This is a genomic window from Mesorhizobium sp. P2_E7 (assembly GCF_056403855.1).
This window is the reverse complement of sequence record NZ_JBFUER010000002.1, coordinates 387,936-414,421: the sequence shown is the minus strand read 5'-3', so window position 1 is coordinate 414,421 and position 26,486 is coordinate 387,936. Positions and strand designations below refer to the sequence as shown.

The 26,486-nt window shown below is 63.4% G+C and carries 20 protein-coding genes, 1 tRNA gene and 1 other RNA gene; 9 read left to right on the top strand and 13 right to left on the bottom strand.

The window, feature by feature from the left end; translation table 11 throughout:
• The first annotated feature begins 2 nt into the window (after positions 1-2).
• Together drmA and drmB are read left to right on the top strand one after the other, a co-directional pair.
• Positions 3-3,455: a DISARM system helicase DrmA gene (drmA, locus tag AC1DYC_RS19000; protein WP_477408919.1), complete on the top strand. Its 3,453-nt coding sequence runs from the start codon at positions 3-5 to the stop codon at positions 3,453-3,455.
• Between the two features lie 8 nt (positions 3,456-3,463).
• Positions 3,464-5,371 carry a DrmB family protein gene (gene drmB / locus AC1DYC_RS18995; RefSeq protein WP_477408917.1) on the top strand — a complete coding sequence of 636 codons (1,908 nt, stop codon included), beginning with the start codon at positions 3,464-3,466 and terminating at the stop codon, positions 5,369-5,371.
• Positions 5,372-5,552: 181 nt separating this feature from the next.
• Here the strand turns inward: drmB and AC1DYC_RS18990 are convergent.
• Positions 5,553-5,628 (bottom strand) — tRNA-Thr (locus tag AC1DYC_RS18990).
• Positions 5,629-5,980: 352 nt separating this feature from the next.
• Between AC1DYC_RS18990 and AC1DYC_RS18985 the strand changes: the two genes are divergently transcribed.
• A complete protein-coding gene (locus tag AC1DYC_RS18985) occupies positions 5,981-7,210 on the top strand; it encodes a hypothetical protein (protein ID WP_477408915.1) in 1,230 nt (409 codons plus the stop codon).
• Between the two features lie 9 nt (positions 7,211-7,219).
• Here AC1DYC_RS18985 and AC1DYC_RS18980 read toward each other — a convergent pair whose 3' ends face one another.
• Both AC1DYC_RS18980 and AC1DYC_RS18975 read right to left on the bottom strand, forming a co-directional pair.
• Positions 7,220-8,815, bottom strand: a complete 1,596-nt coding sequence (locus AC1DYC_RS18980) for a cisplatin damage response ATP-dependent DNA ligase (protein ID WP_477408913.1) — start codon at positions 8,813-8,815, stop codon at positions 7,220-7,222.
• A gap of 1 nt (position 8,816) precedes the next feature.
• Positions 8,817-9,827, bottom strand: coding sequence for a ligase-associated DNA damage response exonuclease (locus tag AC1DYC_RS18975; RefSeq protein WP_477408911.1), 1,011 nt, complete (start codon positions 9,825-9,827; stop codon positions 8,817-8,819).
• A 105-nt stretch (positions 9,828-9,932) separates the two neighbouring features.
• Here AC1DYC_RS18975 and AC1DYC_RS18970 point away from each other — a divergent pair, with 105 nt between their 5' ends.
• Both AC1DYC_RS18970 and AC1DYC_RS18965 read left to right on the top strand, forming a co-directional pair.
• Positions 9,933-10,862: a methyltransferase domain-containing protein gene (locus AC1DYC_RS18970; RefSeq protein ID WP_477408909.1), complete on the top strand. Its 930-nt coding sequence runs from the start codon at positions 9,933-9,935 to the stop codon at positions 10,860-10,862.
• 108 nt (positions 10,863-10,970) lie between these two features.
• Positions 10,971-11,327 carry a hypothetical protein gene (locus tag AC1DYC_RS18965; protein WP_477408907.1) on the top strand — a complete coding sequence of 119 codons (357 nt, stop codon included), beginning with the start codon at positions 10,971-10,973 and terminating at the stop codon, positions 11,325-11,327.
• 14 nt (positions 11,328-11,341) lie between these two features.
• Here the strand turns inward: AC1DYC_RS18965 and AC1DYC_RS18960 are convergent, their stop codons facing one another.
• From AC1DYC_RS18960 to AC1DYC_RS18930, 7 genes are all read right to left on the bottom strand, one after another.
• Complete coding sequence (locus tag AC1DYC_RS18960; RefSeq protein ID WP_477300466.1) at positions 11,342-12,283, bottom strand: 2-hydroxyacid dehydrogenase; 942 nt, start codon at positions 12,281-12,283, stop codon at positions 11,342-11,344.
• A 19-nt stretch (positions 12,284-12,302) separates the two neighbouring features.
• Positions 12,303-13,931: an ABC transporter ATP-binding protein gene (locus tag AC1DYC_RS18955; RefSeq protein WP_477408905.1), complete on the bottom strand. Its 1,629-nt coding sequence runs from the start codon at positions 13,929-13,931 to the stop codon at positions 12,303-12,305.
• Entirely contained in the window at positions 13,928-15,067 is a 1,140-nt protein-coding gene (locus AC1DYC_RS18950) for an ABC transporter permease (protein WP_477408903.1), read from the bottom strand. The genes AC1DYC_RS18955 and AC1DYC_RS18950 overlap by 4 nt, the downstream gene beginning before the upstream one ends.
• On the bottom strand, positions 15,067-16,164 hold the full coding sequence (locus tag AC1DYC_RS18945) for a microcin C ABC transporter permease YejB (protein ID WP_477408901.1): 1,098 nt from the start codon (positions 16,162-16,164) through the stop codon (positions 15,067-15,069). The genes AC1DYC_RS18950 and AC1DYC_RS18945 overlap by 1 nt, the downstream gene beginning before the upstream one ends.
• A gap of 30 nt (positions 16,165-16,194) precedes the next feature.
• Positions 16,195-18,063 (bottom strand): extracellular solute-binding protein, encoded by a 1,869-nt coding sequence (locus tag AC1DYC_RS18940; protein ID WP_477408899.1) that lies wholly within the window; start codon positions 18,061-18,063, stop codon positions 16,195-16,197.
• Complete coding sequence (locus AC1DYC_RS18935; protein WP_477408897.1) at positions 18,063-19,940, bottom strand: extracellular solute-binding protein; 1,878 nt, start codon at positions 19,938-19,940, stop codon at positions 18,063-18,065. Before AC1DYC_RS18935 ends, AC1DYC_RS18940 begins: the two co-directional genes overlap by 1 nt.
• A 157-nt stretch (positions 19,941-20,097) precedes the next feature.
• Positions 20,098-20,760: a c-type cytochrome gene (locus tag AC1DYC_RS18930; protein ID WP_477408895.1), complete on the bottom strand. Its 663-nt coding sequence runs from the start codon at positions 20,758-20,760 to the stop codon at positions 20,098-20,100.
• 191 nt (positions 20,761-20,951) lie between these two features.
• Between AC1DYC_RS18930 and AC1DYC_RS18925 the strand changes: the two genes are divergently transcribed.
• Together AC1DYC_RS18925 and AC1DYC_RS18920 are read left to right on the top strand one after the other, a co-directional pair.
• Complete coding sequence (locus AC1DYC_RS18925) at positions 20,952-21,680, top strand: 3-deoxy-manno-octulosonate cytidylyltransferase (RefSeq protein WP_477300479.1); 729 nt, start codon at positions 20,952-20,954, stop codon at positions 21,678-21,680.
• A gap of 9 nt (positions 21,681-21,689) precedes the next feature.
• A complete protein-coding gene (locus AC1DYC_RS18920; RefSeq protein ID WP_477408893.1) occupies positions 21,690-22,553 on the top strand; it encodes a prephenate dehydratase in 864 nt (287 codons plus the stop codon).
• Here AC1DYC_RS18920 and AC1DYC_RS18915 read toward each other — a convergent pair.
• From AC1DYC_RS18915 to AC1DYC_RS18905, 3 genes are read right to left on the bottom strand one after another with little or no spacing between them, the layout of a single operon-like run.
• A complete protein-coding gene (locus AC1DYC_RS18915; RefSeq protein ID WP_477408891.1) occupies positions 22,550-22,855 on the bottom strand; it encodes a Dabb family protein in 306 nt (101 codons plus the stop codon). The two genes, AC1DYC_RS18920 and AC1DYC_RS18915, sit on opposite strands and share 4 nt — an antisense overlap.
• Positions 22,856-22,877: 22 nt before the next feature.
• Positions 22,878-23,819 (bottom strand): NAD(+) diphosphatase, encoded by a 942-nt coding sequence (gene nudC / locus AC1DYC_RS18910; RefSeq protein ID WP_477408889.1) that lies wholly within the window; start codon positions 23,817-23,819, stop codon positions 22,878-22,880.
• Between the two features lie 36 nt (positions 23,820-23,855).
• On the bottom strand, positions 23,856-24,275 hold the full coding sequence (locus tag AC1DYC_RS18905) for an HIT domain-containing protein (protein ID WP_142868516.1): 420 nt from the start codon (positions 24,273-24,275) through the stop codon (positions 23,856-23,858).
• A gap of 158 nt (positions 24,276-24,433) precedes the next feature.
• Between AC1DYC_RS18905 and ffs the strand changes: the two genes are divergently transcribed.
• Together ffs and AC1DYC_RS18895 are read left to right on the top strand one after the other, a co-directional pair.
• Positions 24,434-24,530: signal recognition particle sRNA small type (gene ffs / locus AC1DYC_RS18900), an RNA gene on the top strand.
• 105 nt (positions 24,531-24,635) lie between these two features.
• A complete protein-coding gene (locus AC1DYC_RS18895; RefSeq protein ID WP_477408887.1) occupies positions 24,636-26,465 on the top strand; it encodes a DNA polymerase III subunit gamma/tau in 1,830 nt (609 codons plus the stop codon).
• Positions 26,466-26,486 lie beyond the last annotated feature (21 nt).

Sequence of the window (26,486 nt, the reverse complement as noted above, 5' to 3'; positions counted from 1 at the left end):
ACATGACAATCGATCTGAAATCACCGACCGCCGTCCGTGGCCGCCTTGTTGAAACACTCCGGCGCGACCTGATCGGACCCGACCCGCGTGACGCCGACATCGCGGACGAGAAACTCGATACGAATCCTTCGCGTTGGTATCTGACAGGATTTCTGGTGCCTGCCCCAGTGGACGGCGTCGACGAAGTGGATCAGCCGGAAGAGACCGGGGATATGGTCACTGACGGCGAGGAGCAGGGAGATCCGGAGACAGGAACTGCCCGTGCCGCCGACGATGCCGCGCCTGACGATCCCGCCCCGCGGAGACCGCTGGCACCGTCCGCGTGCGGGTTGACCGTGTTGGTCGATGCGCGTGCGGAAACCGTCGACGTCACCGTGACCTGGGGCGACTATGTGACCGAGCCGCCACTGCCGCCGGAGGTGTTCCTCGACGATGCGGCGGCATTCGATCCTAAGCATCGCAATGTCGCGTGGCAGCGTATCCCCGGCAGGGCTCGCGTGACGATCCCGGTTCCGAGACCCGGCGAGCGCGTGGCCCGCACGCTTGAGGGATCGGCTGGAAAGCAGCGCCCGGGTGGCGGGTTGGTGATCGATGCATTTGCACGGCCCTACAGCCTCACTCAACCGGGCGGCAATAAGGCTGACGTCGTGGCGCTCACCGTGATGCTCGTCAATCGGCGCGACCCCACTCGCCGCCGCTTTGCCGACGTCACCTTCGCCTTCCAGGTGAAGCTCGAGGTTAGGAGCGACCTGCCGCTTCATCGGCGCATCGACATGACCGGCTTCGGCTCCGCCGATCCGGACGCCGCGACCTCCGACCTGCATTACCGCGACGTTGTCGAGTACGCTGTCGGCAACGCGACCTCCGCAGGATGGGTACCCGACGAAGACGGGGTGGTGCGCGCCGCGCAGACCGACTTCCTTCCGTTGGCCGAGGTGGAGCGCGTCGAGCCCAACGAGAAGATCGGCGCGACCTTCGGCATGGAGGATTTGGCGGCACTCGCGGCTGGCGACCCGGATACGCTGGTGGCATCCCTCTCCGGCCTGCCGGGCGAATATGCGCTCTGGATCGATGCTGAGGCGGTCGGGATCGGGGACATCGACGGAGAGCCTCGGCGCCGCACCGCCACGCGATTGCTTGACTCCGCGCGCCGGGCGCAGGCGCGCATCGAGGCCGGTATCGCGCTTCTGAAGAAGGACAAGTGGGCACGGCTCGCCTTCCAGGCGATGAACGAGGCCGTCGCCCGTGCCGCGCGGCAGCGCACTGCAGGCCGCAACGGCGATCCGGCGGCGCAGAAGCAGCCAACTTGGCGGCCCTTCCAGCTCGCCTTCGTGCTGCTCAACCTGCCCGGCCTGAACGACAAGCTGCACGAGGACCGGGAACTCGTCGACCTGCTGTTCTTCCCAACGGGCGGCGGCAAGACGGAAGCCTATCTCGGCCTTGCCGCATGGACCATTTCTCATCGCCGCCTGACCGCAAGCGGGAAGCTTGGTGCGGGCGTATCGGTGCTGATGCGCTACACGCTGCGCCTCCTCACGCTCGACCAGCTGTCGCGTGCGGCGGGCGTCGTCTGCGCGCTGGAACTGATGCGTAGTGAGCCGGCCTGGATGGAGGGGACGAAGCGTGTCCTTGGTGACTGGCCGATCGAGATCGGCCTTTGGGTCGGGTCCGCCGCCTCGCCGAACCGTCTCGGCGGCAAGGGCAACCCCAACCCGGACACGGCGGTCATCCGCGTCAAGCGCTTCAAGACCTCGGGCCGGGAAGCGCCAGCGCCGATCAAGGCCTGCCCTTGGTGTGCAGAGCCGTTCACGGCCGACAGCTTCGCCTGCACGCCTAACGCCATTGCGCCGAAGAACATGGAGATTCGCTGTACCAACGCGGACTGCGACTTCACCGGCGCGCGGGCGCTGCCAATCCTTACCGTCGACGAAGCGATCTACCGTCGGCTCCCGGCCTTCGTCATCGCCACAGTCGACAAGTTCGCCGGGCTGCCCTGGCTCGGCGAAGCGGGCGCCTTCTTTGGCCATGTGAACCGCACGGACGAATGGGGCTTCTACGGCGCGAACGACAAGGCGGGGGACGGTCGGCCGCTCGACAACGGCCACACGCTCGACCCGCCTGACTTGATCATCCAGGACGAACTACACCTGATCAGCGGCCCTCTCGGGACGGTCGCGGCGCTCTATGAGGTCGCCCTCGACCGGCTCGCCACTCGAACGAGGATGGGCCGACGCGTCCGGCCGAAGATCGTCGCCTCCACAGCGACCGTTCGGCGCGCCTCTGCTCAGATCAAGGCGCTGTTCGACCGCGAAACCACCGAAATTTTCCCGCCGCCCGGCCCGGACCGCCGCGACAGCTTCTTCGCGAAAACCGTACCGCCGACCGAGCGTCCGGCGCGGCTGTATCTAGGACTCGCCGCGCCGGGCAAGGGGCCGAAGCTCGTCTTTCTGCGCACGCTGACCACGTTGCTCGCCGCGGCCCAGAAGGAGGCGGACAACGGCAACGATGCCGACCCTTACATGACCGCGCTCGGCTACTTCAACGCGCTGCGCGAACTCGGCGGCGCGCGCCGTATCGTCGAGGACGAAGTGCGCAGCTACCTCTCCGACTACGGAGACAAGCGGCGGCGCCTCGCGCCACACGACCAGCCCTTCGCCAGCCGTCGCCTGCGCGACGTGCTCGAGCTCACGTCCCGTGAGAGCACCGACAAGGTCGCCGCGGCGAAGGACGCGCTGGCCGTGCCCGCCGCCGACAAGGCGGGCGTCGACGTGGCGCTTGCCACCAACATGATCTCCGTCGGCCTCGACATTGGCCGCCTCGGACTGATGCTGATGCAAGGGCAGCCGAAATCCGCCTCGGAGTACATCCAGGCGTCGAGCCGCGTCGGACGACTGCCCGACAGGCCCGGGCTGGTGGTGACGCTCCTCAACGCTCAGAAGCCGCGCGACCGTCTGCACTTTGAGCGTTTCCGGCAGTTCCACGCCGCGTTCTACCGCGTCGTGGAGCCGACCAGCGTGACGCCTTGGGCGGCGCGGGCGATAGACCGCGCGCTTGCCGCCGTCGTGGTGGCCTGCGTGCGGCATCTGCATCCGGAACTGACCGATGAGCGCAATGCGGTGGAGATGCCCGATCATATGCTGGCGCAGGAGATAGTCGACGTGATCCTCTCCCGCGCACCTGCGGACGCAGTCGTCGGGGGGCACGCCGCGCTGAAGGCGATCGTGGAGGGATTGCTCGACACTTGGCGGCGTATCGCCGAAGATCGGCGCGGAAATGCGGAGAAACTCTACTACGGCTATCCGGGCGCTCAGGCGCTGCTACACCAACCGCTCGATCCTCTGCTGGCGGGCCTTGATCCCGACCTCAAAGCCTTCAAGGCGGGCCGCTCCATGCGCGACGTAGAGCATGCCTCGGCTCTGAAGATCATCGACAATTTCGGCAACACTCTGAGCTGAGGTCCACCATGGCAAAAGACCAGATCCGCATGGGCCAGGTGGTCGGGCTCTTTGGCCCGGGCGCGATGATGGACCTGCCCGACCGTTCCGTCCTGGTGATGGGGCTCGATCATTGGGAATCCTTCGGCCCTCAGGCATTCGAGTCGATCGAGGAACCGCGGCTCGCGCAGTTGCTGGAACGCAGGCTGGCGGGTGGCGATGACAAGCGAATTTCCGCCGACAAGCCGCTTAGTTTCCGCACTCCGCCGATCGATCCCGGCAACCCGCGCCTGCCGTCGCCGGCCATCAAGGCGAAGGTGTTTCCAGAGTGGTTCGCCTGCGACTCCATCGCCGGCGATCCGCCCAACCGACGCCGGATCGTACGCTTTAGTGAGCTGGAGGCGCCCAAGCGGCTCGACTGGAAAGGAGATGACGGCAAGAAACGCCACGCCTCGCCGCTCCGCTTCGTCTGCGGATGCGAGAAGGGGCATTTGCAGGACATCGAGTGGCGGCGGGTCGTGCACGCCGGGCGCTTCGGCGAAGCCCGAGGCGAAGGTGGTGCCTGCCGTAGGGCGATGTGGCTAGAAGATTCCGGTACCAGCGCCGATCCCCGCGACACGCGCATCGTCTGTGAATGCGGCGCGCAGCTTTCGCTGGAAGAGCTGTTCCAGCCTGGTCGGCTCGGGCCGTGCAGTGGCAAGCGGCCCTGGATCGGCCCAGACGATCCGGACGGCTGTGACAAGTCCCTTCGGCTTCTCACCCGCAGCGCCACCAATACCTATTTTCCGCAGATCGTCCGCGTAATTTCGCTGCCGGAATCGAACGATGCGCTCGACAAGGCGCTCGATGCGGTGTGGTCGAACGTGGGCACCTGCTCCTCTGTAGATGAAGTCGCGATGGCGAAGCGGTTCAATCCCGTCATCGCAGCCAACTTGGGACCTTTCTCTGATCTGGACATTCTGGCTCGTATCGAAGCTCGAAGGACAGCTGGCAAAAATGCGGAGCAGATAGACCAACTGAATCCTCGGATCGCCGAGTTCCAGTTGCTGGCGAGCGGGCGGAAGCTGATCGGCGAGAATCGGCCCGACGCTCGGCTCCATGCCGAAACGCTTGGTCGTGATCTGTGGGATCCGAACCGCGCGCTGATGCTTGCAGGGATCAAGGACCTCGTGGCGGTGCACAGGCTTCGGGAGGTGTCCTGCCTTTATGGTTTCACGCGGTTCGAGCCGGCTCCGCTCGCCGATGACGGTGTCGAGGATGTCGGTCTCGCAGTGAACGGCGCGCCGCTGGGAGAGACCCCGGACTGGCTCCCGGCCATTGAGCAGTATGGCGAGGGCTTCTTCATCCGTTTCGACCCTGATGCACTGATGGCGCGGGCATCGCGACCCGCAGTCCAGCAGCGGAAATCCGTGTTAACCGGCGGCCTGAAAGCTTGGAAGAAGTCCCGCCGCGACCGCGGCGCTTCGGACAAGATCGCTTGGGAAGGCGAGCACATCGAATACACGATGGCTCATAGCCTTTCCCATGCGCTGATCAACGAGGTCGCGATCGACTGCGGCTATCCGTCTAGTGCGTTGAAAGAGCGCCTCTATCTCATTCCAGGTCTTCCGGGCCAGCCGAAGGAATGCGGGATTCTGATCTACACCGCCAGCGCGGGCAATCAGGGGACGCTCGGCGGTCTGGTCGAGGTGACGCGCCGCTTCCCGGCCGTCATGGCGTCCGCCCTCGGCCGTCTCGGCCTATGTTCCGGCGACCCGATATGTGCTGACCACGATCCTACCAAAGCGTCAGAGGATAGAGCGCTCCATGGCGCCGCTTGTCACGGTTGCCTGCTCATCGCCGAGACTAGCTGCGAGCAGCGTAATGTTTTCCTCGACCGGAGCCTGTTGGTGGACACCATTGCAGGTTCTGCGGCCTTTTTCTCTCCTGGTGACTGAATGCCTGGTCGACCAGCGCCCCGCACGATCAAACACTACGTTACATATACGCACTACAGGGGCGGTCGGCTGAGCCGTATGTGAGCAGCCAAGGCTTTGCCGTCGAGAATTTTGTTACCTGTTGCGTTACCTATTCGGCAAGCATGACGGCCGCAGTATCGGGCTAAGTCTTTGAAATATTTGGTGCCGCTTAGGTGACTCGAACACCTGACCCCATCATTACGAATGATGTGCTCTACCAACTGAGCTAAAGCGGCCCGGGAAGCGCGGGCTTCCAAGATCGGCTGGGTGATAGACTCAACCGGCCGCTAATTCAAGATGGGCAACCGCGATTTCAAGGCGGTATCCGGCAATTCGTCCCGGCATACCCGTTGGCGCGGGACTGAGCCACGTCTCGTTTTCGTCTTTCGATCTCGCCGGGACGTGTCGGCGGTCTGCGAGTAAACTGCCCGGGGAGACGGTGAAAGAAGCTGATTCTATTGTCAAAAACCCTGGAAATTGGCTTTCAACGCCTCGCCAAGGCAGAATGCAGCCGCTCGCCCGTTGATTGATTGGTCGCCTGCGGCTAACGATCATGGCAATGTGAGCGAACGGACAGGGGAAATTCGCTTGGACGCGATCGAAAAAGCGATCCGCAACGCCTTCGAGAAAGGCAATGCCGAGGACCGGGCGTTTCGCGAGAGGGTCTACCGCTCGGCCTTCGCCGCGCTCGACCGTGTCCTTCAGGCCAATCCCGGCGTGACGGTGGAAGCCGCCATAAAGCGCCGCAAGGCGGTGCAGGAGAAGATCGCCGAGATCGAATCCGAATTCCTGCCGGCGGTGCCGGATGTCACCGTGCCGACGCAAGACGCCGCGCAGACGCAAGACGCCGGGCAGACGCAAGGCGCTGCGCAGACGCAAGATGCCGTACAGGCGTCACGCGCCACCGAAGCGCCCGCAATCGATGCCCCGACTGGCGTCGCAGCCGGGCCATCGCCGGCGATCTTCGTTGACGGGCCGGTGCAGCCTGACGCATCCGATGCGCCGCGCTCGCGCGTCCTGCCGGTCGTCCCCGACATCATGCCCGACGCCGCGCTGCCGGGCGCCCCGGCGATCGATATGGCCGATTCCGCGCCGGCCGAGGCCGCGACGGAAGTGGCGCCCGACCGCGACGAAAGGCGGATAAGGGGCCGCCGGCTGCCGCTGACGGCCATCTTCTTCGGCGTGACGTTGCTCGCCGCCGCCGGCATCGGCCTCTATTTCGCCGTCCAGACCGGTGTCTTCAAGACGCAGGCGCAGCTCGACACGGCTCCGCCCGAGGCGCCGCCGACGGTCGACGATGACGACTTCACGCCACCCGCCGATACAAACGCGCCGCAGCAGCCTGGCGCGCCGCAACAGCCTGGCGCCGCCGAGCAGGCGCGTGACTGGATCAACGTCTTTGCGCCCACCGATCCGACGCATGTCGCGACGCCCTCCGACGCCAAGGCCGATGTCGTACAGGACGATACCGGGTCCTTCCTGCGCATCCGCTCGGGCGCTTCCGGCTCGGCCGTCAGCTTCGATGTCGGCCAGGGCGTTCTGGAGAAACTCGCCGGCAAGCATGCCGTGTTCGACATCGTCGCCCGGGCCGAGGACGGCAAGGATACGCAGATCTCCGTCGACTGCAATTTCGGCGATCTCGGCGATTGCGGCCGCAAGCGCTATGCCGTCGGCCAGCAGCGCAACGAATATCTGTTCGACGTGAAGTTCCCCGACAAGCCCCCGGGCGCGGCCGGCAGCATCGCCATCAACTCCGACTTCGACAAGCAGGGCAAGGCGGTCGACATCTACGAGATCCGCGTCTCGATCGAACCGTAAACTACCCTATCAATCCAACAGCGCCTGCAGCGTCTCGATGCGGTCGGCTTCGGCGGTCGGTTTGTCCCAGCGCAGCCGCGAAATGCGGGGAAATCGCATCGCGACGCCGGATTTGTGCCGGGTCGAGCGGTTGAGGCCTTCGAACGCCACCTCGAGCACCAGGCCCTGCTTGCGGTCGGCACGCACTGAGCGCACCGGGCCGAAACGCTCGACCGTGTTGTCGCGGACAAATTTGTCGATCTGCTTCAGCTCCTCGTCGGTGAAGCCGAAATAGGCCTTGCCGACCGGCACCAGTTCTTCCGAGCCCTCCGGCCCCGACCAAACGCCGAACGTATAGTCGGAGTAGAAGCTGGAGCGCTTGCCATGGCCGCGCTGTGCATACATCAGCACCGCGTCGACGGTATGCGGATCGCGCTTCCATTTGAACCACGGCCCTTTCGGCCGTCCGGCGAGATAGGGCGAATCCCAGCGCTTCAGCATCACGCCCTCGATGATCGGGTGTGGCGGCGCCTGGCGCAGCCGCTCCAGCGTTTGCCAATCTGAAAATTCGACGAATGGCGAAAGATCGAAACGGCGGGGGTCGAGCGTTTTGACGAAGGTCTCAAGCCGCTTCCGCCGCTCCGCGAAAGGCAGCGCGCGCAAATCCTCGCCGTCGATCTGCAGCGCATCGTAGCAACGCATGAAGGCCGGGTATTGCTGCTGTATCTTCGGCGTCACGCTCTTGCGGTTCAGCCGCTGTTGCAGGTCCGAAAACGTACCGGTCGCCTGGGGCTCGCCGACCAGCAATTCGCCGTCCAGCGCGGCAGAAAAATTCATGGCTTCGGCAAGATCCGGAAAGGCGCCGGACACGTCGTCGCCGGTGCGCGAATAGAGCCGGCGCACGCCGCCCTCGCACACCGCCTGGACGCGGATGCCATCCCATTTCCATTCCGCCGCATAGTCGGCCGGATCGAGTTTTTCCAGGTCTCCGTCACCGACCGGGTTCGACAGCATCACCGGACGGAACAGCGCCAGCGCCGTGCGCTGCGGTTTTTCGGCCTTGCCTTCCAGCCAGGCGAACAGCGCGGTGTAAGGCGGTGTCAGCCCATGCCACAGCTCCTCGATCTCGGCGACGTCGACCTTGCCAAAATCGGCTAGCGCCTGTTTGGCCAGCCGCGCCGAAACGCCGATGCGCAAGCCGCCGGTGACCAGCTTGATGATGGCAAAGCGCGCCGAAATACCGGCGCTGTCGAGCAGACCGGCCAGCACCTTGGGCCCGTCGGAGCGGCTTGCCGCCTGCAATTTCGCCACGACATCGCCAAGCGTCGGGTCCCGGTTCGGGATATGCCCTGATGCTTGCGGCCAGACCAGCGAGACGGTTTCGGCGAGGTCGCCGACATAATCGTAGGAATAGCCGAACAGCACCGGGTCCATGCGCTCGGTGACCAGCGTGCGCAGCATGGCCGGCTTGACCGCCGCGATGTTGAGATCGCCGGTGATCGCCGCCAGCGCCAGGCCGCGATCGGGGTCCTCGACGCTGCGGAAATAATCGACAAGCAGCGTCAGCTTACCATTGCGCGACGGCGTCAGCACCAGCCGGTCGAGGAGTTCGGCGAAGCGGTTCAACTCAATCGCCCTCGTCCTCATAGCCGACCAGATGCAGCGGCCGCGCGGCGATGCCTTCCAGCTCGCACCAGCGCACCAGCGCTTCCTCGCGGCCATGCGTCACCCAGATTTCGCCCGCACCCGTTTCCTTGATGGTGGCGGTCAGCTCGTCCCAGTCGGCATGGTCGGAAATGATCAGCGGCAGTTCGACGCCGCCTTGCTTGGCGCGCTGGCGGATGCGCATCCAGCCCGAGGCAAAGCAGGAGATCGGGTCGGGAAAGCGCCGCGCCCAGCGGTCGGCGAAGGCCGATGGCGGGCCGACGACGATGGCCCCAGTGAAATCCTGCTTGCCACCGCTGTCGACGGTTGCCGGCTCCAGCGTGCCGAGGTCGACGCCCTGGCTTTGGTAATATTCGCTAAGTTTGGCCAGTGCGCCGTGGATATAGATCGGCCTGTCGTAGCCGCCATCGCGCAGCAGCCGCATCACCCGCTGCGCCTTGCCCAGCGCATAGGCGCCGACCAGATGCGATCGCTCGGGAAACTGCGCCGCCGATTTCAGGAGACGAGCGATCTCTTCCGTATCGGGCGGATGGCGAAACACCGGCAGGCCGAAGGTTGCCTCGGTGATGAACACGTCGCATTTCACGGGCTCGAAGGGTGCGCAGGTCGCATCCCTGCGGCGCTTGTAGTCGCCGGAGGCGACGATGCGCCTGCCCTTGTGCTCGACCGCGATCTGCGCCGAGCCCAGCACATGGCCGGCCGGATGGAAGGTGATGGTGACCTCATTCAGCGCGACCGGGTCGCCGAGTGCAGCCGCTTGGCGGGTCCCGGCAAAGCCCTCGCCATAGCGCAGCCCCATAATATCGAGCGTCTGCTGCGTGGCCAGCACCGAGCGGTGACCGGAGCGGGCGTGGTCGGAATGGCCATGCGTGATCAGCGCGCGGTTGACCGGCCGCACCGGGTCGATGAAGAAATCGCCCGGCGGGCAATAAAGGCCTTCCGGCCGGGAATGAAGCAGGTCGCTGGCGCGCATGGTTCCAAGATAGGCACAAAATCCGGCGCGGGAAGCCTGTTGCAAGAGACTGCTGACTCGTCCTACAGCCAGCCACCGGCCGCATCAGCCGGCGGACCCATCACCATGCAAACGCTGAAAACCTCGTCCGGCGACCTGACCGCCGACCGCCGCGCCGACTATGCCGAGATGCTTTTCGGCTCGGGCGACCCTGCGGCGGCAGCGGAATTGCTGCTCGGCGCGCTGGAGCTGGCGCCGCAATGGGCGGCGGGCTGGTTTCGCCTCGGCGAGATGCAGGAGACACGGGACCAGCTCGACCTGGCGGCGCAGGCGTGGGCGATGGCGTTGAAACTCGACCCGGCGGATCGCCTGGGCGCTGCGCTGAAACTGCAGCTGATCGGCAAGGCGCCTGCTGCCGCGGCGCCGCCCAGCGCTTTCGTCGAAACGCTTTTCGACCATTATGCCGAAACTTTCGAGGATTCACTGGTCGACAAGCTCGGCTACCGGCTGCCGGAGTTTCTCGATCGCGCCATTCGCGCGGCATGGCCCGGCCGCTTTTCGCTCGCCCTCGACCTCGGCTGCGGCACTGGCCTGATGGGCGAGAGGTTGCGGCCGCTGGCCGACCGGCTCGAGGGCTACGACATCTCCGCCGCCATGCTGAAGAAGGCTCGAGCCAAAGGTGTCTACGACCTGCTCGCCAAGGCGGACCTGCAGCATTTTGCCTATGGCGGCTCGAAGGCCGATCTGGTGGTGGCGGCCGACGTGTTCATCTATGTCGGCGCACTCGATCGTGTGGTGAAGACAATCGCCGGCATTCTGGCCGGCAATGGCCTGTTTGCCTTTTCCGTCGAGACGCTGGCCGAAGGCGAGGCGACCGGCGAAGCCGGTTTTGCGCTGAGGCCATCGCGCCGCTATGCCCATTCTCAAGCCTATGTCGAGCGGGTGCTTGCCGCCGGCGGCCTGTCGGTCCTGTCCATGCAGCCGACCGTCATCCGCTGGGATCGCCGCCAGCCGGTCGATGGGCTGGCCGTGCTGGCGACGCTGTCGTCCGGCTGATGTCTCGTCCTGTTCGAAAATGTGACTGGGATTTTTGCGGCTGGCGCGGCATCAGATAGGATATCCGTCGAGAAAAGGTCCGCTCGGCTTGCCATTGAGGAGGAACAGATGCGCTGGAACATGATGGTCTTGGCGTCTTGCCTGGCGATGGCCGGCTGCATGGGTAGTTCGATGTCCGAACGGCAGGATCAGGACGTGCAATCATCACTGCAATATGACAGCGTGCCTTGCGATCAGTTGCTGGCGCAGCGCAACGGGCTGGCGCAGCAATATCATCTATCGACGGATGCAAAACCGAGCTTCTCCAATCCGGCGATGGGCTTCGGTCCGTTCACGCCGGATATGCGCTCCAAAAGCAAGCGCGATACCGACCTGGCAAGCGGCAAGATCGACGCCATGAACCGCTCGATAGAACGTCGCGACTGCGGCAAGCCGAACAAGAAGAAGTTCGCTCTGCCGAGCTAAGCCCAGCGGGATCTTTAGTACCCCGCCTTGCGATCGACCAGATTGTCGAGCTTCTCACCGCGCTCGAAAGCATCCATCTGGCGAAGCATGATCGGCGCCAGGTGAACGGGGTCCGAAGTTGCCGCCGCATGCGGCGTCACGAACACTTTTGGGTGGCCCCAGAGCGGGCTGGTCTTCGGCAGGGGCTCGACCTCGAACACATCGAGGCTCGCCTCCTTCAGTGTGCCGTCGTCCAGCGCGCGCAAAATGTCGGCATCCTTCTGCAGCCTGCCGCGTCCGGCATTGATCAGCACCGAGCCGCCGAGGCCGTTGCGCTTGCGCAATTCCTTCAGCACGCCGTGGTTGATGATGCCTTGCGTGTCCGGCGTTAGCGGCAACAGCACCACCAGTATGTCGGTGGCATTGAGGAACGGGATCAGCCCAGCCTCGCCGGCATAGGTCGAAACGCCTTTCATAGGCCGGTCGTTGCGCGACCAGCCATTGACGGTAAAACCGAGCGACAAAAGCACTGATGCCGCAGCGCGGCCGAGATTGCCGAGCCCCATAATCCCGACCGAAATGTCGCCGGCCGGTCGCTGCGGCGGTTCGTGCCAGGTCTTCTTCGGCTGCTGCGCGCGGTAGAGCATGCCCTGGCGGTGATGGTCGAGCACACGCCAGACGACATATTCGGTCATGTATTGGGTGAGATTGTCGGCAACCACCTTGACGATCGGCACATCGGGCAGGCCGGGATCGGCAAAGATGTGGTCGACGCCGGCGCCGATCGAAAAGATGGCGCGCAGATTGGGCAGTGACTTCAGGAGGTTCGGCTTCTGCTTCCACACCACGGCATAGGTGATCGACGGGTCCGAGGCACCGTCCGGCTCCAGCACCACCTCGCGCTCCGCCGACAGCAGCTCGCGCCAGCGCTGCGGATGAAAACCGGTGACGGCAAGCAGGATTTTGCCTTTTTCCATTTGTGAATTGTATTCCCTGTTATTCGCTGACGATACCGACCGGCGCCGTCTCGATCCTGAACGCGGCCGAGATCAGCGCCTTGGTATAATCGGTCTGCGGCCGCTCGAAAATCTGTTCGGACGGGCCGGCTTCGACGATCCTGCCATTGCGCATGACGATGACGTCGTTGGCAAGGGCGCGAATGACTTTCAGATCGTGGCTGATGAACAGATAGGCAAGGTCGTGCTTGGCCTGCAGGTTGCGCAGCAGGTCGACCACTTGCGCCTGCACGCTCATGTCGAGCGCCGAGGTCGGCTCGTCCAGCATGACGAAGCGCGGGTTGAGCACCATGGCGCGCGCAATGGCGACGCGCTGGCGCTGGCCGCCGGAGAATTCATGCGGATAGCGGTTGCGGGTGGCGGGATCGAGCCCGACCTCCTTCAGCACGTCGACGACCTTGTCGTCGCGCTGGTCGGGCGACAGTTTTGGCTCGTGGATTTTCAACCCTTCCTCGATGATCTCGGATACCGACATGCGCGGGCTGAGCGAGCCGAACGGATCCTGGAAGACGATCTGCAACTCGCGCCGCAGCGGCCGCATGGCGTTAAAGGAGAGCTGGTTGATGTCGCTGCCGTTGAACTGGATGGTGCCGGTAGACGAGATCATCCGCGCCAACGCCAGGCCGAGCGTGGTCTTGCCGGATCCGGATTCGCCGACCACGCCAAGTGTCTGGCCGGCGCGTACGGTGACGTCGATGCCGTCCACCGCCTTCACATTGTCGACGGTGGTGCGGAAGAAGCCCTTCTTGATCGGGAACCAGACTTTTATGTCCTTGCCCGTCATGACCGGCTTGGCGGCGGCGTTGGCGGCCGGCGGCTTGCCTTTCGGCTCGGCGGCCAGCAGGTGCTTTGTATAGGCGTGTTGCGGATTGGCGAAGATCTCCTTCGTCGGCCCGGTCTCGACGATCTTGCCCTTGGTCATCACGCAGACGCGGTCGGCGATCTTGCGCACGATGCCGAGATCATGAGTGATGAACAGCATCGACATGCCCTTGCGGCTTTTCAGCCCCGCCAGCAGTTCGAGGATCTGCGCCTGCACGGTGACGTCGAGCGCGGTCGTCGGCTCGTCGGCGATCAACAGTTCCGGCTCGTTGGCCAGCGCCATGGCGATCATGACGCGCTGGCGCTGGCCGCCGGACAGCTGGTGCGGGTAGGCGTCGAGGCGCTTTTCCGGCTCGCGTATGCCGACCTCCTTGAGCAGCGCCAGCGTGCGCGCCTTGGCCTGGCGGTCGCCCATGCCCTGATGCAGCGCCAGGATCTCGACAATCTGCTGCTCGATCGTGTGCAGCGGATTGAGCGAGGTCATCGGCTCCTGGAAGATCATGGTGATCTTGTTGCCGCGCACGCTGCGCAGCTGCTTTTCGTTCATCGCCAGCAGGTCGGCGCCCTGGAACAGGATCCTGCCCGAGGGATGGCCGGCGGTCGGATAGGGCAAGAGCTTCAGCACCGACAGCGCCGAGACCGATTTGCCGGAACCGGATTCGCCGACCAGCGCCACGGTCTCGCCCTTGGCGAGATCGAAGGAGATGTGGTCGACGGCAATCGACTGGTTGCCGCCTTGCGTGAAGGCGACGCTGAGGTCGCGGACCGAGAGCAGGGGCTCGCTCATCGGAACGCCTTGCGCGGATCGAAAGCGTCGCGCGTTGCTTCGCCGATGAACACCAGCAGCGACAACATCAGCGAGATGACAACGAAGCCCGATATGCCAAGCCAGGGGGCGTTGAGATTGCTTTGCGCCTGCTTGAGCAGTTCGCCAAGCGACGCGGTGCCGGGCGGCAGGCCGAAGCCGAGATAGTCGAGGGAGGTCAGCGTCGAGATCGAGGCACTGACCAGGAAAGGCATAAAAGTCAGCGTCGCCACCATGGCGTTGGGCAGAAGATGGCGCAGCATGATGGTGCGGTTGGACACGCCAAGCGCGCGCGCCGCGTTGACATATTCGAAGTTGCGGGCGCGCAGGAATTCGGCCCGGACCACGCTGACAAGCGACGTCCAGGAAAACAGCAGCATCAGCCCGAGCAGGATGAAGAAGCCCGGCGGCAGGATCGCGGCGACGATGAGCAAGAGATAGAGCAGTGGTATTGCCGACCAGATTTCTATGAAGCGCTGAAACAGAAGGTCGGTCCAGCCGCCAAAATAGCCTTGCAGCGCGCCGGCCGCGACGCCGATCACCGAGGAGCCCGCGGTCAGGATCAATCCGAACAGTACGGAAATTCTGAACCCGTAGATGATGCGCGCCAGCACGTCGCGCGCCTGGTCGTCGGTACCCAGCCAGTTCCAGTTGCCGACAATGCAGTCGGGATCGGCAGCGCCTTGCGGATACTGGCTGCATCGCTTCTGCGCGTCGTATTCCCATGACGGTTTTGCCGGCGCGGCGTCGGGGATCGCATTGTTGACGGTGCGGTAGGAATAGCGGATCGGCGGCCAGATCATCCAGCCATTAACGTTGATCTCGTCGCGGATGACCGGGTCGCGGTAGTCGGTGACGGCGTAGAAACCGCCGAATTTTTCTTCGGGGTAGGCGACCGCCACCGGAAACAGGATCTCACCCTTGTAGTAGGCGACGATCGGCCTGTCGTTGGCGATCAGTTCGGCAAACAGCGACAGCACGAACAGAGCGAGGAATATCCACAACGACCAGTAGCCGCGCTTGTTTGCCTTGAAGTTCTGCCAGCGCCGCAGGTTGAGCGGTGACAGCCAGGGTCGCGCGATCCTTGTCGGTGTCGTCTCGGCTGCGGCCTGCGCCATCAGACGTCTCTCCGCTCGAAATCGATGCGCGGATCGACCCATGTGTAGATCAGGTCGGACAGCAGTGTCACGAACAGGCCGAGCAATGAAAATATATAGAGGTTGGCGAACACGACCGGATAGTCACGCGCTAACACTGACCTGAAGCCCAGCAGCCCGAGACCGTCGAGGGAAAAGATGTTCTCGATCAAAAGCGAGCCGGTGAAGAAGGCCGAGATGAAGGCAGCGGGAAAGCCGGCAATGACGATCAGCATGGCGTTGCGGAACACATGTCCGTAAAGCACCCGCCGCTCCGACAGGCCCTTGGCGCGGGCGGTCACCACATACTGTTTGCGGATCTCTTCCAGGAAGGAGTTCTTGGTCAGCAGCGTCGTTGTGGCGAAGGCCGACAGCACCAGCGCCGTCAGCGGCAAGGTCATGTGCCAGAAATAATCGACGATCTTGTCCGGCCACGACAACTGGTCCCAATTGTCGGAGACGATGCCGCGCAGTGGGAACCAGTCCCAGAACGAGCCGCCCGCGAAAAGCACCATCAGCAGTATGCCGAACAGGAAGGCCGGTATGGCATAACCGACGATGATCACGCCGCTGGTCCAGACGTCGAAGCCGGAGCCGTCCTTGACCGCCTTGCGAATGCCCAGCGGTATCGAGATCAGATAGGACAAAAGAGTGATCCACAATCCGAGCGAGATCGATACCGGCATCTTTTCCAGGATCAGGTCGAGCACCGAAATGTCACGAAAATAGCTGTCTCCGAAATCGAAGCGGGCATAGTTCCACAGCATCATGCCGAAGCGTTCGAGCGGCGGCTTGTCGAAGCCGAACTGCTTTTCCAGCTTCTTGATGAATTCCGGATCGAGCCCTTGCGCGCCGCGGTACTTCGACCCGACATCGCCGGCGACATCGAAATTGCCGCCGCCGCCCGCATCGCCGCCGCCACTTCCGAGGCGGTCGCTGCCACCCTGGTTGGTCAGGCTGGCGATGACCTGCTCGACCGGCCCGCCCGGCGCAAATTGGGTTACGACGAAAGCAACTGCCATGATGCCGAACAGCGTCGGGATCATTAGCAGGATGCGTCGCAGTATGTAGGCCCCCATCAGGCCGCCAATCCTGCGCGAACGGTCATGTCAGGCTTTGCCAATTTTTGCCGCCTTGCCCTTGTCGACCCACCACAGCGCTTCGACCGGAAAGTCGAAATCGGGTTTCCGCTCGGGAAAGCCGAACATGTCCCAATAGGCGCATCGGTGATTCGCCAGGAACCAACTTGGAATCCAATCGCGCCTTGCACGCAAGACCCGGTCGAGCGCGCGCATGGCAATTGTCAGGCTTTCGCGATCCGTGGCGGCGCCTGCGGCGTCGACCAGGGCGTCGATGGCCGGACTTGATGTTCCCGGCAGATTGCGAGAGCTCGGCACGGTCGCCGCGCGCGAGTGGAAAATGGTTTCAAGGTCGTCACGGGTTGGCGTTGCCGGAAACCGGGCCGCAACCGAGATGAGGTCAAAGTCGAACGAATTCTGCCGCAGCTGATACTGCGCGGCATCGACCAGCCGGATCGACGCATCGATGCCGACCGCTTTCATGTTTTCAATCCATGGCGAATAGATTTGTTCGAAGATCTGATCGTCGACAAGGAACTCTGCTGACAAACGGCCGCCCTTGTCGTTCAAGACGAAATTGCCGGAGCGTTTCCACCCGGCTTCAGCCAGAAGCTTGACCGCCTTGCTAAGCAGCTGACGATCGCGGCCGGTGCCATTCGACACGTCTTGCATAACCGCTTCGCCAAAAGCCTCGGCCGGAATCTGGTCCCGCAGCGGCTCGAGAAGAGCCAGCTCTTTGGTCGACGGCATGCCTTCGGCGCGAAACTCGGATTGCTCGAAGCAGGATTGCGAGCGCTCGTAGGAGCCATAGAAGAAATTGCGCCGTGTCCATTCGAAGTCGAAGCAGAGCCCGATCGCTTGCCGCACGCGCGGATCGCGAAACTGCTCGCGCCGCTGATTGGCGGCGGTGGCCTGCATGGAAGGCATGGTTTCGGCGGGGAATTCACGCTTCACCACCTTACCGGCAAGGAAAGCCGGGAAGTCGTAGCCCGTCGCCCAGATCCGGGAGACGGCTTCCTCCTTGAATAGGATCTCTCCCTTCTTGAACGCCTCGAAGGAAGCGTTGCGATCCTGGTAGAACTCGATGCGGATGCGGCCGAAATTGTTCTGGCCACGGCTGACCGGCAGGTCATTGCCCCAATAGTCAGCCACACGCTCATATTCGATCCACGCCCCTGCCGACCAGCGGCCGACCTTGTAGGCGCCTGACCCCAGCGGCGGGTTCATCTGCGAGGAATCGAACGGGTTGGCCGTGTAGAAAGCCTTCGATAGGATCGGGAACTCGACGATGTTGAGGATGGTTCGACTTGTCTGCTTGCCGGAGAAGTTGAGCTTCAGCGTGTGAGGGTCGTCGGCGATCGCATCATCCAGATGCGTCAACGGCAACGAATAGTCCGGGTGTCCCTTGTCCTTGAGCAGCTTGAAGGTGAAGGCGGCATCCTCTGCCGTCAGCGGCGTGCCGTCATGAAAGCGGGCCTGCGGCCGAAGCGAGAAGGTGAAGCCGTTGCGGTCGTCGGAAATCGTCACGCCGTCAGCGATCAGTCCATAGAGGGCGTCAGGCTCGTCGAATGCTCTCACCATCAGCGAGTCGAAACACATCTCCATGCGCTGGGGCGAGTCACCTTTGGGGACGAACGAATTCAACGTGTTGAAGGTCAGCTGCGACTGATTCCGGCCCCAGGTGCGTGGCAGGAAATTGAAGGTTCCACCTTGCGGCGCGTCGACGTTGACGTAGTCGAAATGGGTGAAGTCCGGCTTGTATTTAAGATCGCCGAAAGCCGAGAGGCCGTGCAGCTTCACGTCGGTCGGGCTAGCGGCGAAAGCCTTGCCGGGCAGCAGCGCAGCGGCGGCCGCGGCGCCACCGAGGGCTAGGAAATCGCGGCGAGGAAGCCCAGCCATCAATTGCTGCCCTTGTACTTGGCGGCCAGCGCCTTTTCCTTGTCCGCATCGATCCACCAGGAATCGATATCGGCGCCACGGTAACCGGGCTGTTTTTCCGGAATGCCAAACTTGTTCCAGTAAGCGAGCCACACCACAGCGCGGTAGTATTGCGGCACGACATAGTAATTCCATAGCAACACGCGATCGAGCGCGTGGGTGGTGGCGACGAGGTCATCGCGGTCCGTGGCAAAAATGATGCGGTCGACAAGGGCATCGACGACCGGGTTCTTTATGCCGGAATAGTTGCGCGATCCCGGCGTATCGGCGGCCTTCGAACTCCAAAAGTCGCGCTGCTCGTTGCCGGGCGATTCCGACTGCTGAAGCTGCCCCGTGATGACGTCGTAATCGAAATTTCTGACGCGGTTCGTGTACTGGCTCGGGTCGACGATGCGCAATGTCGCATCGACGCCGATCTTGCGCAGATTGGCGATCCAGGGGCTGGAGATGACCTGGTCGGTTTCACTCGAGCCGAGGATTTCAAACTTGAATGGCTCGCCGGTCTTGGCGTTGACCATCTTGCCGCCCTTGATCACCCAGCCGGCCTGGGCGAACAGGTCGACCGCCTGCTTCAGATATTTGCGTTCGGCCTGCGGCGAATCGTAGACCGGCAGCTTGAATTCCTGCGTGAATAGCTCCGGCGGCAGCTTGTCGCGGTACTTCTCCAGGATTTCCAGTTCCTTGCCTTGCGGCAGGCTGCTCGAGGCCAATTCCGTGCTTTGGAAATAGCTGTGGGTGCGGCTGTTGAAGCCGAAGAACAGCGTGCGGTTCATCGATTCGAAATCGAAGGGGTAGGTGAGCGCGGCCCTGACCAGACGATCGGCAAATAGCGGATGCCTCTGGTTGAGCATGAAAGCCTGCATCGGCTCAGGGGAGGTGGTCTTGAATTCTTGCTTGATCACATCGCCGGCCTTGAGCGCCGCGAAATCGTAAAACGTCGCCCAGCGCTTCGAGCTGTTTTCCGGCTTGATGTCGTCGAGACCACCCTTCTTGAACGCCTCCCAGGACGCGTTGTCGTCAAGAATGTAGGTGAAATGCTGGGTGTCGAAATTCTCGCGGCCGATCTTCACCGCCAGCTTGGCGCCCCAATAGTCGGGCACGCGCTGCCAGACAATCTCCGAGCCGGCTTTGAAGCTGGCGATCTTGTAGGCAGCCGAGCCTAGTGGCGGCTCCAGCGTTCCCTTGGTGATGTCACGCTTCTTGCCACTGGCGTCGGTACCTTCCCACCAGTGTCTGGGCAGCACGACAAGGTCGCCGAGAATTTTCGGCAGTTCGCGGTTGCCCTTCTGGTCGAAATGAAACTCGACCTCACGGTCCGAGACCGCGACGGCGTCGGTGACGTTTTCGAAATAGCGGCTGTACATCGGGCTGTTGGCCTTCAGCACCTGGAACGACCAGATCACGTCGTCAGTGGTGATTGGCTGCCCGTCATGCCATTTCGCCCGCGGATCAAGGCGGTAAGTCGCGGAAGAATAGTCGGCCGGGTATTTATATGCGTTTGCGATCAAGGGATGGCTGACGCTGCCTTCGTCAGTCGCTTGATCCATTAGCGTGTCGTAGAGCAGGCCGCCGCCAAATGGTTGCAAACCGGCCGCCGGCGAGCCCTGCACGATGTAGGGATTGAAGCTGTCGAACGTGCCGGAAACGACCGAATTATAGGTGCCGCCCTTCGGCGCGTCCGGGTTCACATAATCGTAGCGCTGGAAATTCTCGCCGTATTTGGAGGGGCCGATCAGCGAGGAGGTCGTTCGCCATTCCTGGGACAAAGCTGCCTGCAGGCCACCGGCAAGAGCGGCGACAATCAGCGTTGATCTTAGAAGCGTACGGCCAACCGTCATGCGTTCTCCTCTTCGCAATGCGTCCGCCAGCGATCCTAGAGGATTTGACGCCGGTGAAAACCGCCATGCGCCGGCTTTGTCGCCGCATATGCGATTTTCCTAACGAAAAAGCCGGGCTGAACCCGGCTTTTCTGAGGTCATCGAGATGACAATTCGGTTATTTCGCGGGCGCTGCCGGAGCCGGAGCTGCGGGAGCCGCACCTTCAGCGGGCTTTGCCGGAGCGGCACCTTCGGCAGGCTTGGCCGGCGCGCTCGCGTCGGCGGCGGCACCTGGCGTCGGCAGCGGCTTCGGGCTGTCCGACAGTGTGCGCAGATAGGCGATGACGTTGGCGCGGTCCTCGTCCTTCGGCAGGCCGGCAAAGCCCATCGCCGTGCCCTTCACGAACTTCTTCGGCGAGGTGATGAAGTGGTTGATGTTGTCATAGGTCCACTTTTCAGTGCCGCCCTTGGAGAATTCCTTCATGCCGGCCGAATAGGCGAAGCCCTCATGCTCGGCGACCGGTCGGTCGATCAGGTCCCAGAGGTCCGGGCCGACCTTGTTCGGGCCGCCCTTTTCGCCGGAATGGCAGGCCTGGCATTTCTTGAACACGGCCGCACCCTGCTCGACATTGGCGGTGGCCAGCAGGTCGGCAATGGGCTTGGCCTCTACGGCAGGTCCGGCGCCACCACCTTCGGCCGGCTCGGTCGCCTCGATGGCGTAGCCGGGCTTTTCCGGAGCGGGCGAGGCGAACAGCGCGTCAGACACCAGCCCGACCGAGAAAACGACGAAACAGGTTCCGAGCAATCCGGCGAGCAGCTTGTTGACTTCGTTGGAATCCATGCGCCCCTTGCTCCCTTTTCCGGCGGACCGATCGTCCACTCCGTCCGTCGGTATCCCGACCAGCCCCGTCGAGCCGGTCAAATCGGGCGGAAACTAGGTCTTTTGCTCCAGCGTTGCAACACCTATAAGGGCGCTTCCAGTGAGACCTTTTGCCACTTTTCCCGTCGTCTTTTCAAACTCCAGCAGCCCCGATGTCCACGCTCATCCTGATCCCGGCCCGCATGGCCTCGACGCGCCTGCCAGGCAAGCCGCTGGCCGACATAGCCGGCGCCCCGATGATCGTGCATGTCGCCCGCCGCGCCGCCGAGGCCGGACTCGGCCGGGTGGTGGTGGCAACCGACACGCAAAGCGTGGCTGAGGCGGTGCAGTCGCACGGTTTCGAGGCGGTGATGACGCGGATCGACCATGAATCCGGCTCCGATCGCATTTTCGAGGCGCTGAGCGCGCTCGACCCCGGCCACAAGGTCGAAACCATCGTCAATGTGCAGGGCGACCTGCCTACCATCGATCCCGAAATCATCGGGGCGGCGCTGCGGCCGTTCGAGGACGCCGCGGTCGACATCGCCACGCTTGGCGTCGAGATCGTCCGCGACGAGGAAAAGACCAATACCAATGTCGTCAAGATCGTCGGTTCGCCGCTGTCGGCGACGCGGCTCAAGGCGCTCTATTTTACCCGCGCCACCGCGCCCTGGGGCGAGGGGCCGCTCTATCACCATGTCGGCCTCTACGCTTATCGCCGGGCAGCGCTCGAGCGCTTCGTCGCGCTGAAACCGTCGCCGCTGGAGCGGCGCGAGCGGCTGGAGCAGTTGCGGGCGCTGGAAGCCGGCATGCGCATCGACGCCGAGATCGTGCAGTCGCTGCCGCTCGGCGTCGACACGCCGGAAGACCTCGAACGCGCCAGAACCATCCTTTCAACCTGAGATATCGGCATGCCTGAAAAGACCAACAGAATATCCTTCCAGGGCGAGCCCGGCGCCAATTCCGACACCGCCAGCCGCAACATGTTCCCTGACATGGTGCCGTTGCCGTGTCCGACCTTCGAGGATGCCTTCAACGCGGTCGAGACCAACAAGGCCGACCTCGCCATGATCCCGATCGAAAACACGATCGCAGGACGAGTCGCCGACATCCACCATCTGCTGCCGGAATCGAAACTGCACATCGTCGGTGAATATTTCCTGCCGATCCACTTCCAGCTGATGGTGCTGCCGGGCGTCAAGCGCGAAGAGATCAAGACCGTCCACAGCCACATTCATGCGCTCGGGCAGTGCCGCAAATACATCCGCAAGAATGGCTGGAAGCCGGTGATTGCCGGCGACACGGCGGGGTCAGCCAAGCTGGTGTCGGAGCTCAAGGACCGCACCATGGCCTCGCTCGCGCCGGCTCTCGCCGCCGAACTCTATGGGCTCGACATCATCGAGAGGAATGTCGAGGACACCGACTCGAACGTCACCCGCTTCGTCGTCCTGACCAAGGACAAGCGATTGGCCGAACGGCCCTCGGCCGACACCAAGATGATGACGACCTTCATGTTCCGCGTCCGCAACGTGCCGGCCGCGCTCTACAAGGCGATGGGCGGCTTCGCCACCAACGGCATCAACATGACCAAGCTGGAGAGCTACCAGCTGGGGGCTTTCACCGCGACGCTGTTTTATGCGGACATCGAGGGCCATCCTGACGATCCGCTGGTCAAGCTGGCGCTCGACGAGCTGCGCTTCTTCTCGCGTGAAGTGCGCATTCTGGGCGTCTATCCCGCAAGCGAGTCGCGCGAGCAGTGGAAGGTCGCCGACTAGACCAGTAAGGTCAGCGGCACGTAGTCGATCTCGAGAAATTTCTCGACTTCAGGCACCCAGCGGTCGCGAACGAAGGCGACGTGATCGGGATGCTCATTGTATCTGGTGTAGGCAGCCTGATCGGCGAACTCCATCGAGAAGCCGAAGTGATAGTCGTTCTTGGGGCTGACCTGCCGAAGCGGCTCGAAATCCGTGACGCCCTTGATCGCGCTGAGGATGCGCTTGGCGTCGGAGAGGAAGCGCTTTTCCTCCAGCGAGTACTGCGAGTGCTTAAGCGTGAAAACCACGGTGTGACGGATCATTTTTTGCTCCCGTTATCCCTACTTACTCGCTATCGACCCAGGCGCGGATCAGATGATGCGCGATCGCGCCTTTCGGCGGCGTGACCAGATTGTCCTTGTGCGTCCTCTCCAGCATAGAGCGCACCTCGTCGCGGAAAAACCAGCGGCAATCCTCCAGCTCGTTGAGGTCGGCCTGGATGTCCTCGTTGAGCGGTTCGCCGAAACAGCCGATCATCAGCGAATAGGGGAACGGCCAGGGCTGGCTGGCGTGGTAGACGACGCGGCCGAGCCTGATGCCGGCTTCCTCCAGCGTTTCGCGGCGCACCGCGGCCTCTATCGTCTCGCCCGGCTCGATGAAGCCGGCCAGCGCCGAATACATGCCAGGGCCGAAATGCCGGCCGCGGCCGAGCAGGCATTTTTCCCTTGTCACAGTCAGCATGATCGCTACCGGATCGGTGCGCGGAAAATGCTCGGTGCCGCAGTTAGGGCAGTGCCGCTTGTAGCCGCCGGCCCGCATTTCGGATTCATGGCCGCATTTGCTGCAGAAGCGGTGGCTGGCATGCCAGGCAAGCAGCGCCGCCCCTTGCGCCAGCGCGCCGGCGGACGCCTCGTCGATCAGCCCCTGCATGTAGACCGAGCGATAGTCGATGGCCTTGATGGTCTCCGGCAGCACCTCCGGCTCGATGCCAACCGGCACCGCCAGCACCGGGCCGCTCTCGGCAAAACCAAGCAGGACGCCATGCGCGAAGGACGGCTGCAGTAGCTCGCTGTCGGCGACATCGAACCACGGGTCGAAATTGCCGTCGTCGAATTTCAGATACAGCCGACCACCATGCATCGGCAAAAGCCGTGCTTTGGGATCGGCGAGCGCCCTTTCGACGGAATCGTCGGCGCGGTTTTCGGATTGCCGATCGATCGTGTTGCCGGCGAAACCGACGAAGTGGCTCGGTTCGCGCAAGGGCGCGTCAAACAGGCGAAAGGTCATGGAGGCTCGAACGTTCAGGATGGACACGGGCGCAGTTTATAGCGCCGCCTTGATCTGTTGCGCAAACCGGCGGATGTCGGAACGTTGATAGGGCTCGCGCATGCCGTGCCCCCATACCGGGCCGGGCCAGCCCGGATCGCCTTCCGAGCGGGCAATGACATGGACATGCAGTTGTCGCACGATGTTGCCCAGCGCGCCGGTGTTGATCTTGGTGCAGCCGGTGGTTCGTTTCAGCGCCTGCGCCACCATATTGGTCTCGAAGGTCAGCATCGCCTGGTCGAGCGGCGTCATGTCGTGGATTTCCTCGATGCCGGGCCGCTGCGGCACCAGGACAAGCCATGGCCAGCGGCGGTCGTTCATCACGCGCAATTCGCACAGGCCGAGCCACATCAACTGCTCGCTGTCCGCCTCCAGCCTGGAGTCGAGCGTGAATCCGGCCTTGAGGCCCGGCAGCATTGGCGTTTCCCTTGCGTTTCTCGCATTATTTCCCAAACTCAGAACGCTAGAGCGGCTGCACGGGGGCTGCAAGCGATTCATTGAGCGGCGGAGCTTGAGGGCGTCCGATTCTCAATGCACCCTTGCATTTCATCGCGCAATTGCCGATATGGAACGCGGGAGGTTGGTGGTGGACGATCCACTCGCCAACCGGGTCAGGTCCGGAAGGAAGCAGCCCTAACGAGCCCGGAACGGGTCATTGTTCCAGCCTCCCACCTCATCGGCCCCTCTCGCGACATTGACGACGCATTGCAGCGCGGGCGAGACTATTAGCAGGAATCGGCCAGCCTCGGACGCGGCCTTTTGGAGCTTTACGGGCGAATGAGCGAAGCCGGAGATTCGGGCCCAGAAAACCTGGATAAGCAAAAGCCCGCCGCCTATCGTGTGCTGGCGCGCAAATACCGTCCGTCGAATTTCTCCGAACTGATCGGCCAGGAGCCGATGGTCCGTACGCTGACCAACGCCTTTGCCACCGGCCGCATCGCCCAGGCCTGGATGCTGACCGGCGTGCGCGGTGTCGGCAAGACGACCACGGCGCGCATCCTGGCGCGGGCGCTCAACTACAAGACGCCGACAGTCGACCAGCCATCAGTGGACCTCGCGGTCCTGGGCGAGCACTGCCAGGCGATCATGGAAGGCCGCCATGTCGACGTCATCGAGATGGACGCCGCATCGCACACCGGCATCGACGACATCAGGGATATCATCGAGCGCGTGCGCTACGCCCCGGTCTCGGCGCGCTACAAGGTCTACATCATCGACGAAGTGCACATGCTCTCCACCCAGGCTTTCAACGGCCTGTTGAAGACTCTGGAAGAGCCGCCGCCGCACGTCAAATTCATCTTCGCCACCACCGAAATCCGCAAGGTGCCGATCACCGTCCTGTCGCGCTGCCAGCGCTTCGATTTGAGGCGCATCGACGCCGGCGCGCTGGTCGCGCATCTCTCCTCGATTGCCGGCAAGGAAGGCATTTCGGTCGACGACGATGCACTGGCAATGATCGCGCGCGCGGCCGAAGGTTCGGCTCGCGATTCGCTGTCCATCCTCGACCAGGCGATTGCTCATGGCGGCGGTGCCGTCAGCGCCGAAGCGGTGCGCGCCATGCTGGGGCTCGCCGACCGCGCCCGCATCGTCGACCTGTTCGAACATGTCATGAAAGGCGATGTGGCAGCCGCCCTTGCCGAATTCCGCAACCAGTATGACACCGGCGCCGATCCGGCCGCGGTGCTCACCGATCTTGCCGAATTCAACCACCTCGTCACCCGGCTGCGTTTCGTGCCGACGGCCGCCGACGACGCCTCGCTGTCCGAGGACGAGCGCCGGCGCGGCACCGACTTCGCGAGCACGCTGTCGGTCAAGGTGCTGTCGCGGATCTGGCAGATGCTGTTGAAAGGCATTCCCGAGGTGCAGTCGTCCAACCGTCCGGTCAGCGCCGGCGAGATGGTGCTGATCCGGCTGGCGCATGCCGCCGACCTGCCGACGCTGGACGAGGCGCTGAAATCGCTGGAGAGCGGCGCCTCCGTCTCGAGCGGAACGCCGCGTCCGAATGGCGCGCCGGCCAGCACCGGCCCGGCAGCCCCAGGCAATGGCGGCGGCGCCAGTGCCGTGGCGCAGTCGCGCATGCCGAGTGGCAGCGGCGCGCAAACCATGCGGCTGGTTGAGCCGCAACCTTTGCCGGCAGCCTTTGTCCCGGCGCCGGAACCGGTTGTCGAAACGCCCGCCGTCCCGGTGAAATCGTTGGCCGACATCGTCGCCCTTGCCGACCAGCAGCGCGACATGGCGTTCAAGGTGCAGGTCAAGCGCTGCGTGCGCCTGGTGCGCATCGAGCCCGGCCGCATCGACGTCAGCCTGACCGACGATGCGCCGAAAATGCTGCTTAACGAGCTGACCGCCAAGCTGCGCGCCTGGACCGGCCGCAACTGGCTGGTGTCGCTGTCGAAGGAAGAGGGCGGCCAGACTCTCGCCGAGATGGAATCGACCAAACGCGAGACCGCTTTCTCCGATGCGAAAAGCGACCCGACAGTCGCCGCCATTCTGGCGCGCTTTCCCGGCGCCAAGATTATAGACGTGCGCATTCCCGACGCGCCGGAAGTCGACACCGACAAGGCCGAAGTGCCGGTCGAGCCACCGGCCGACGACGACGAAACCTGACCACAGCACGAATCCGCAAAG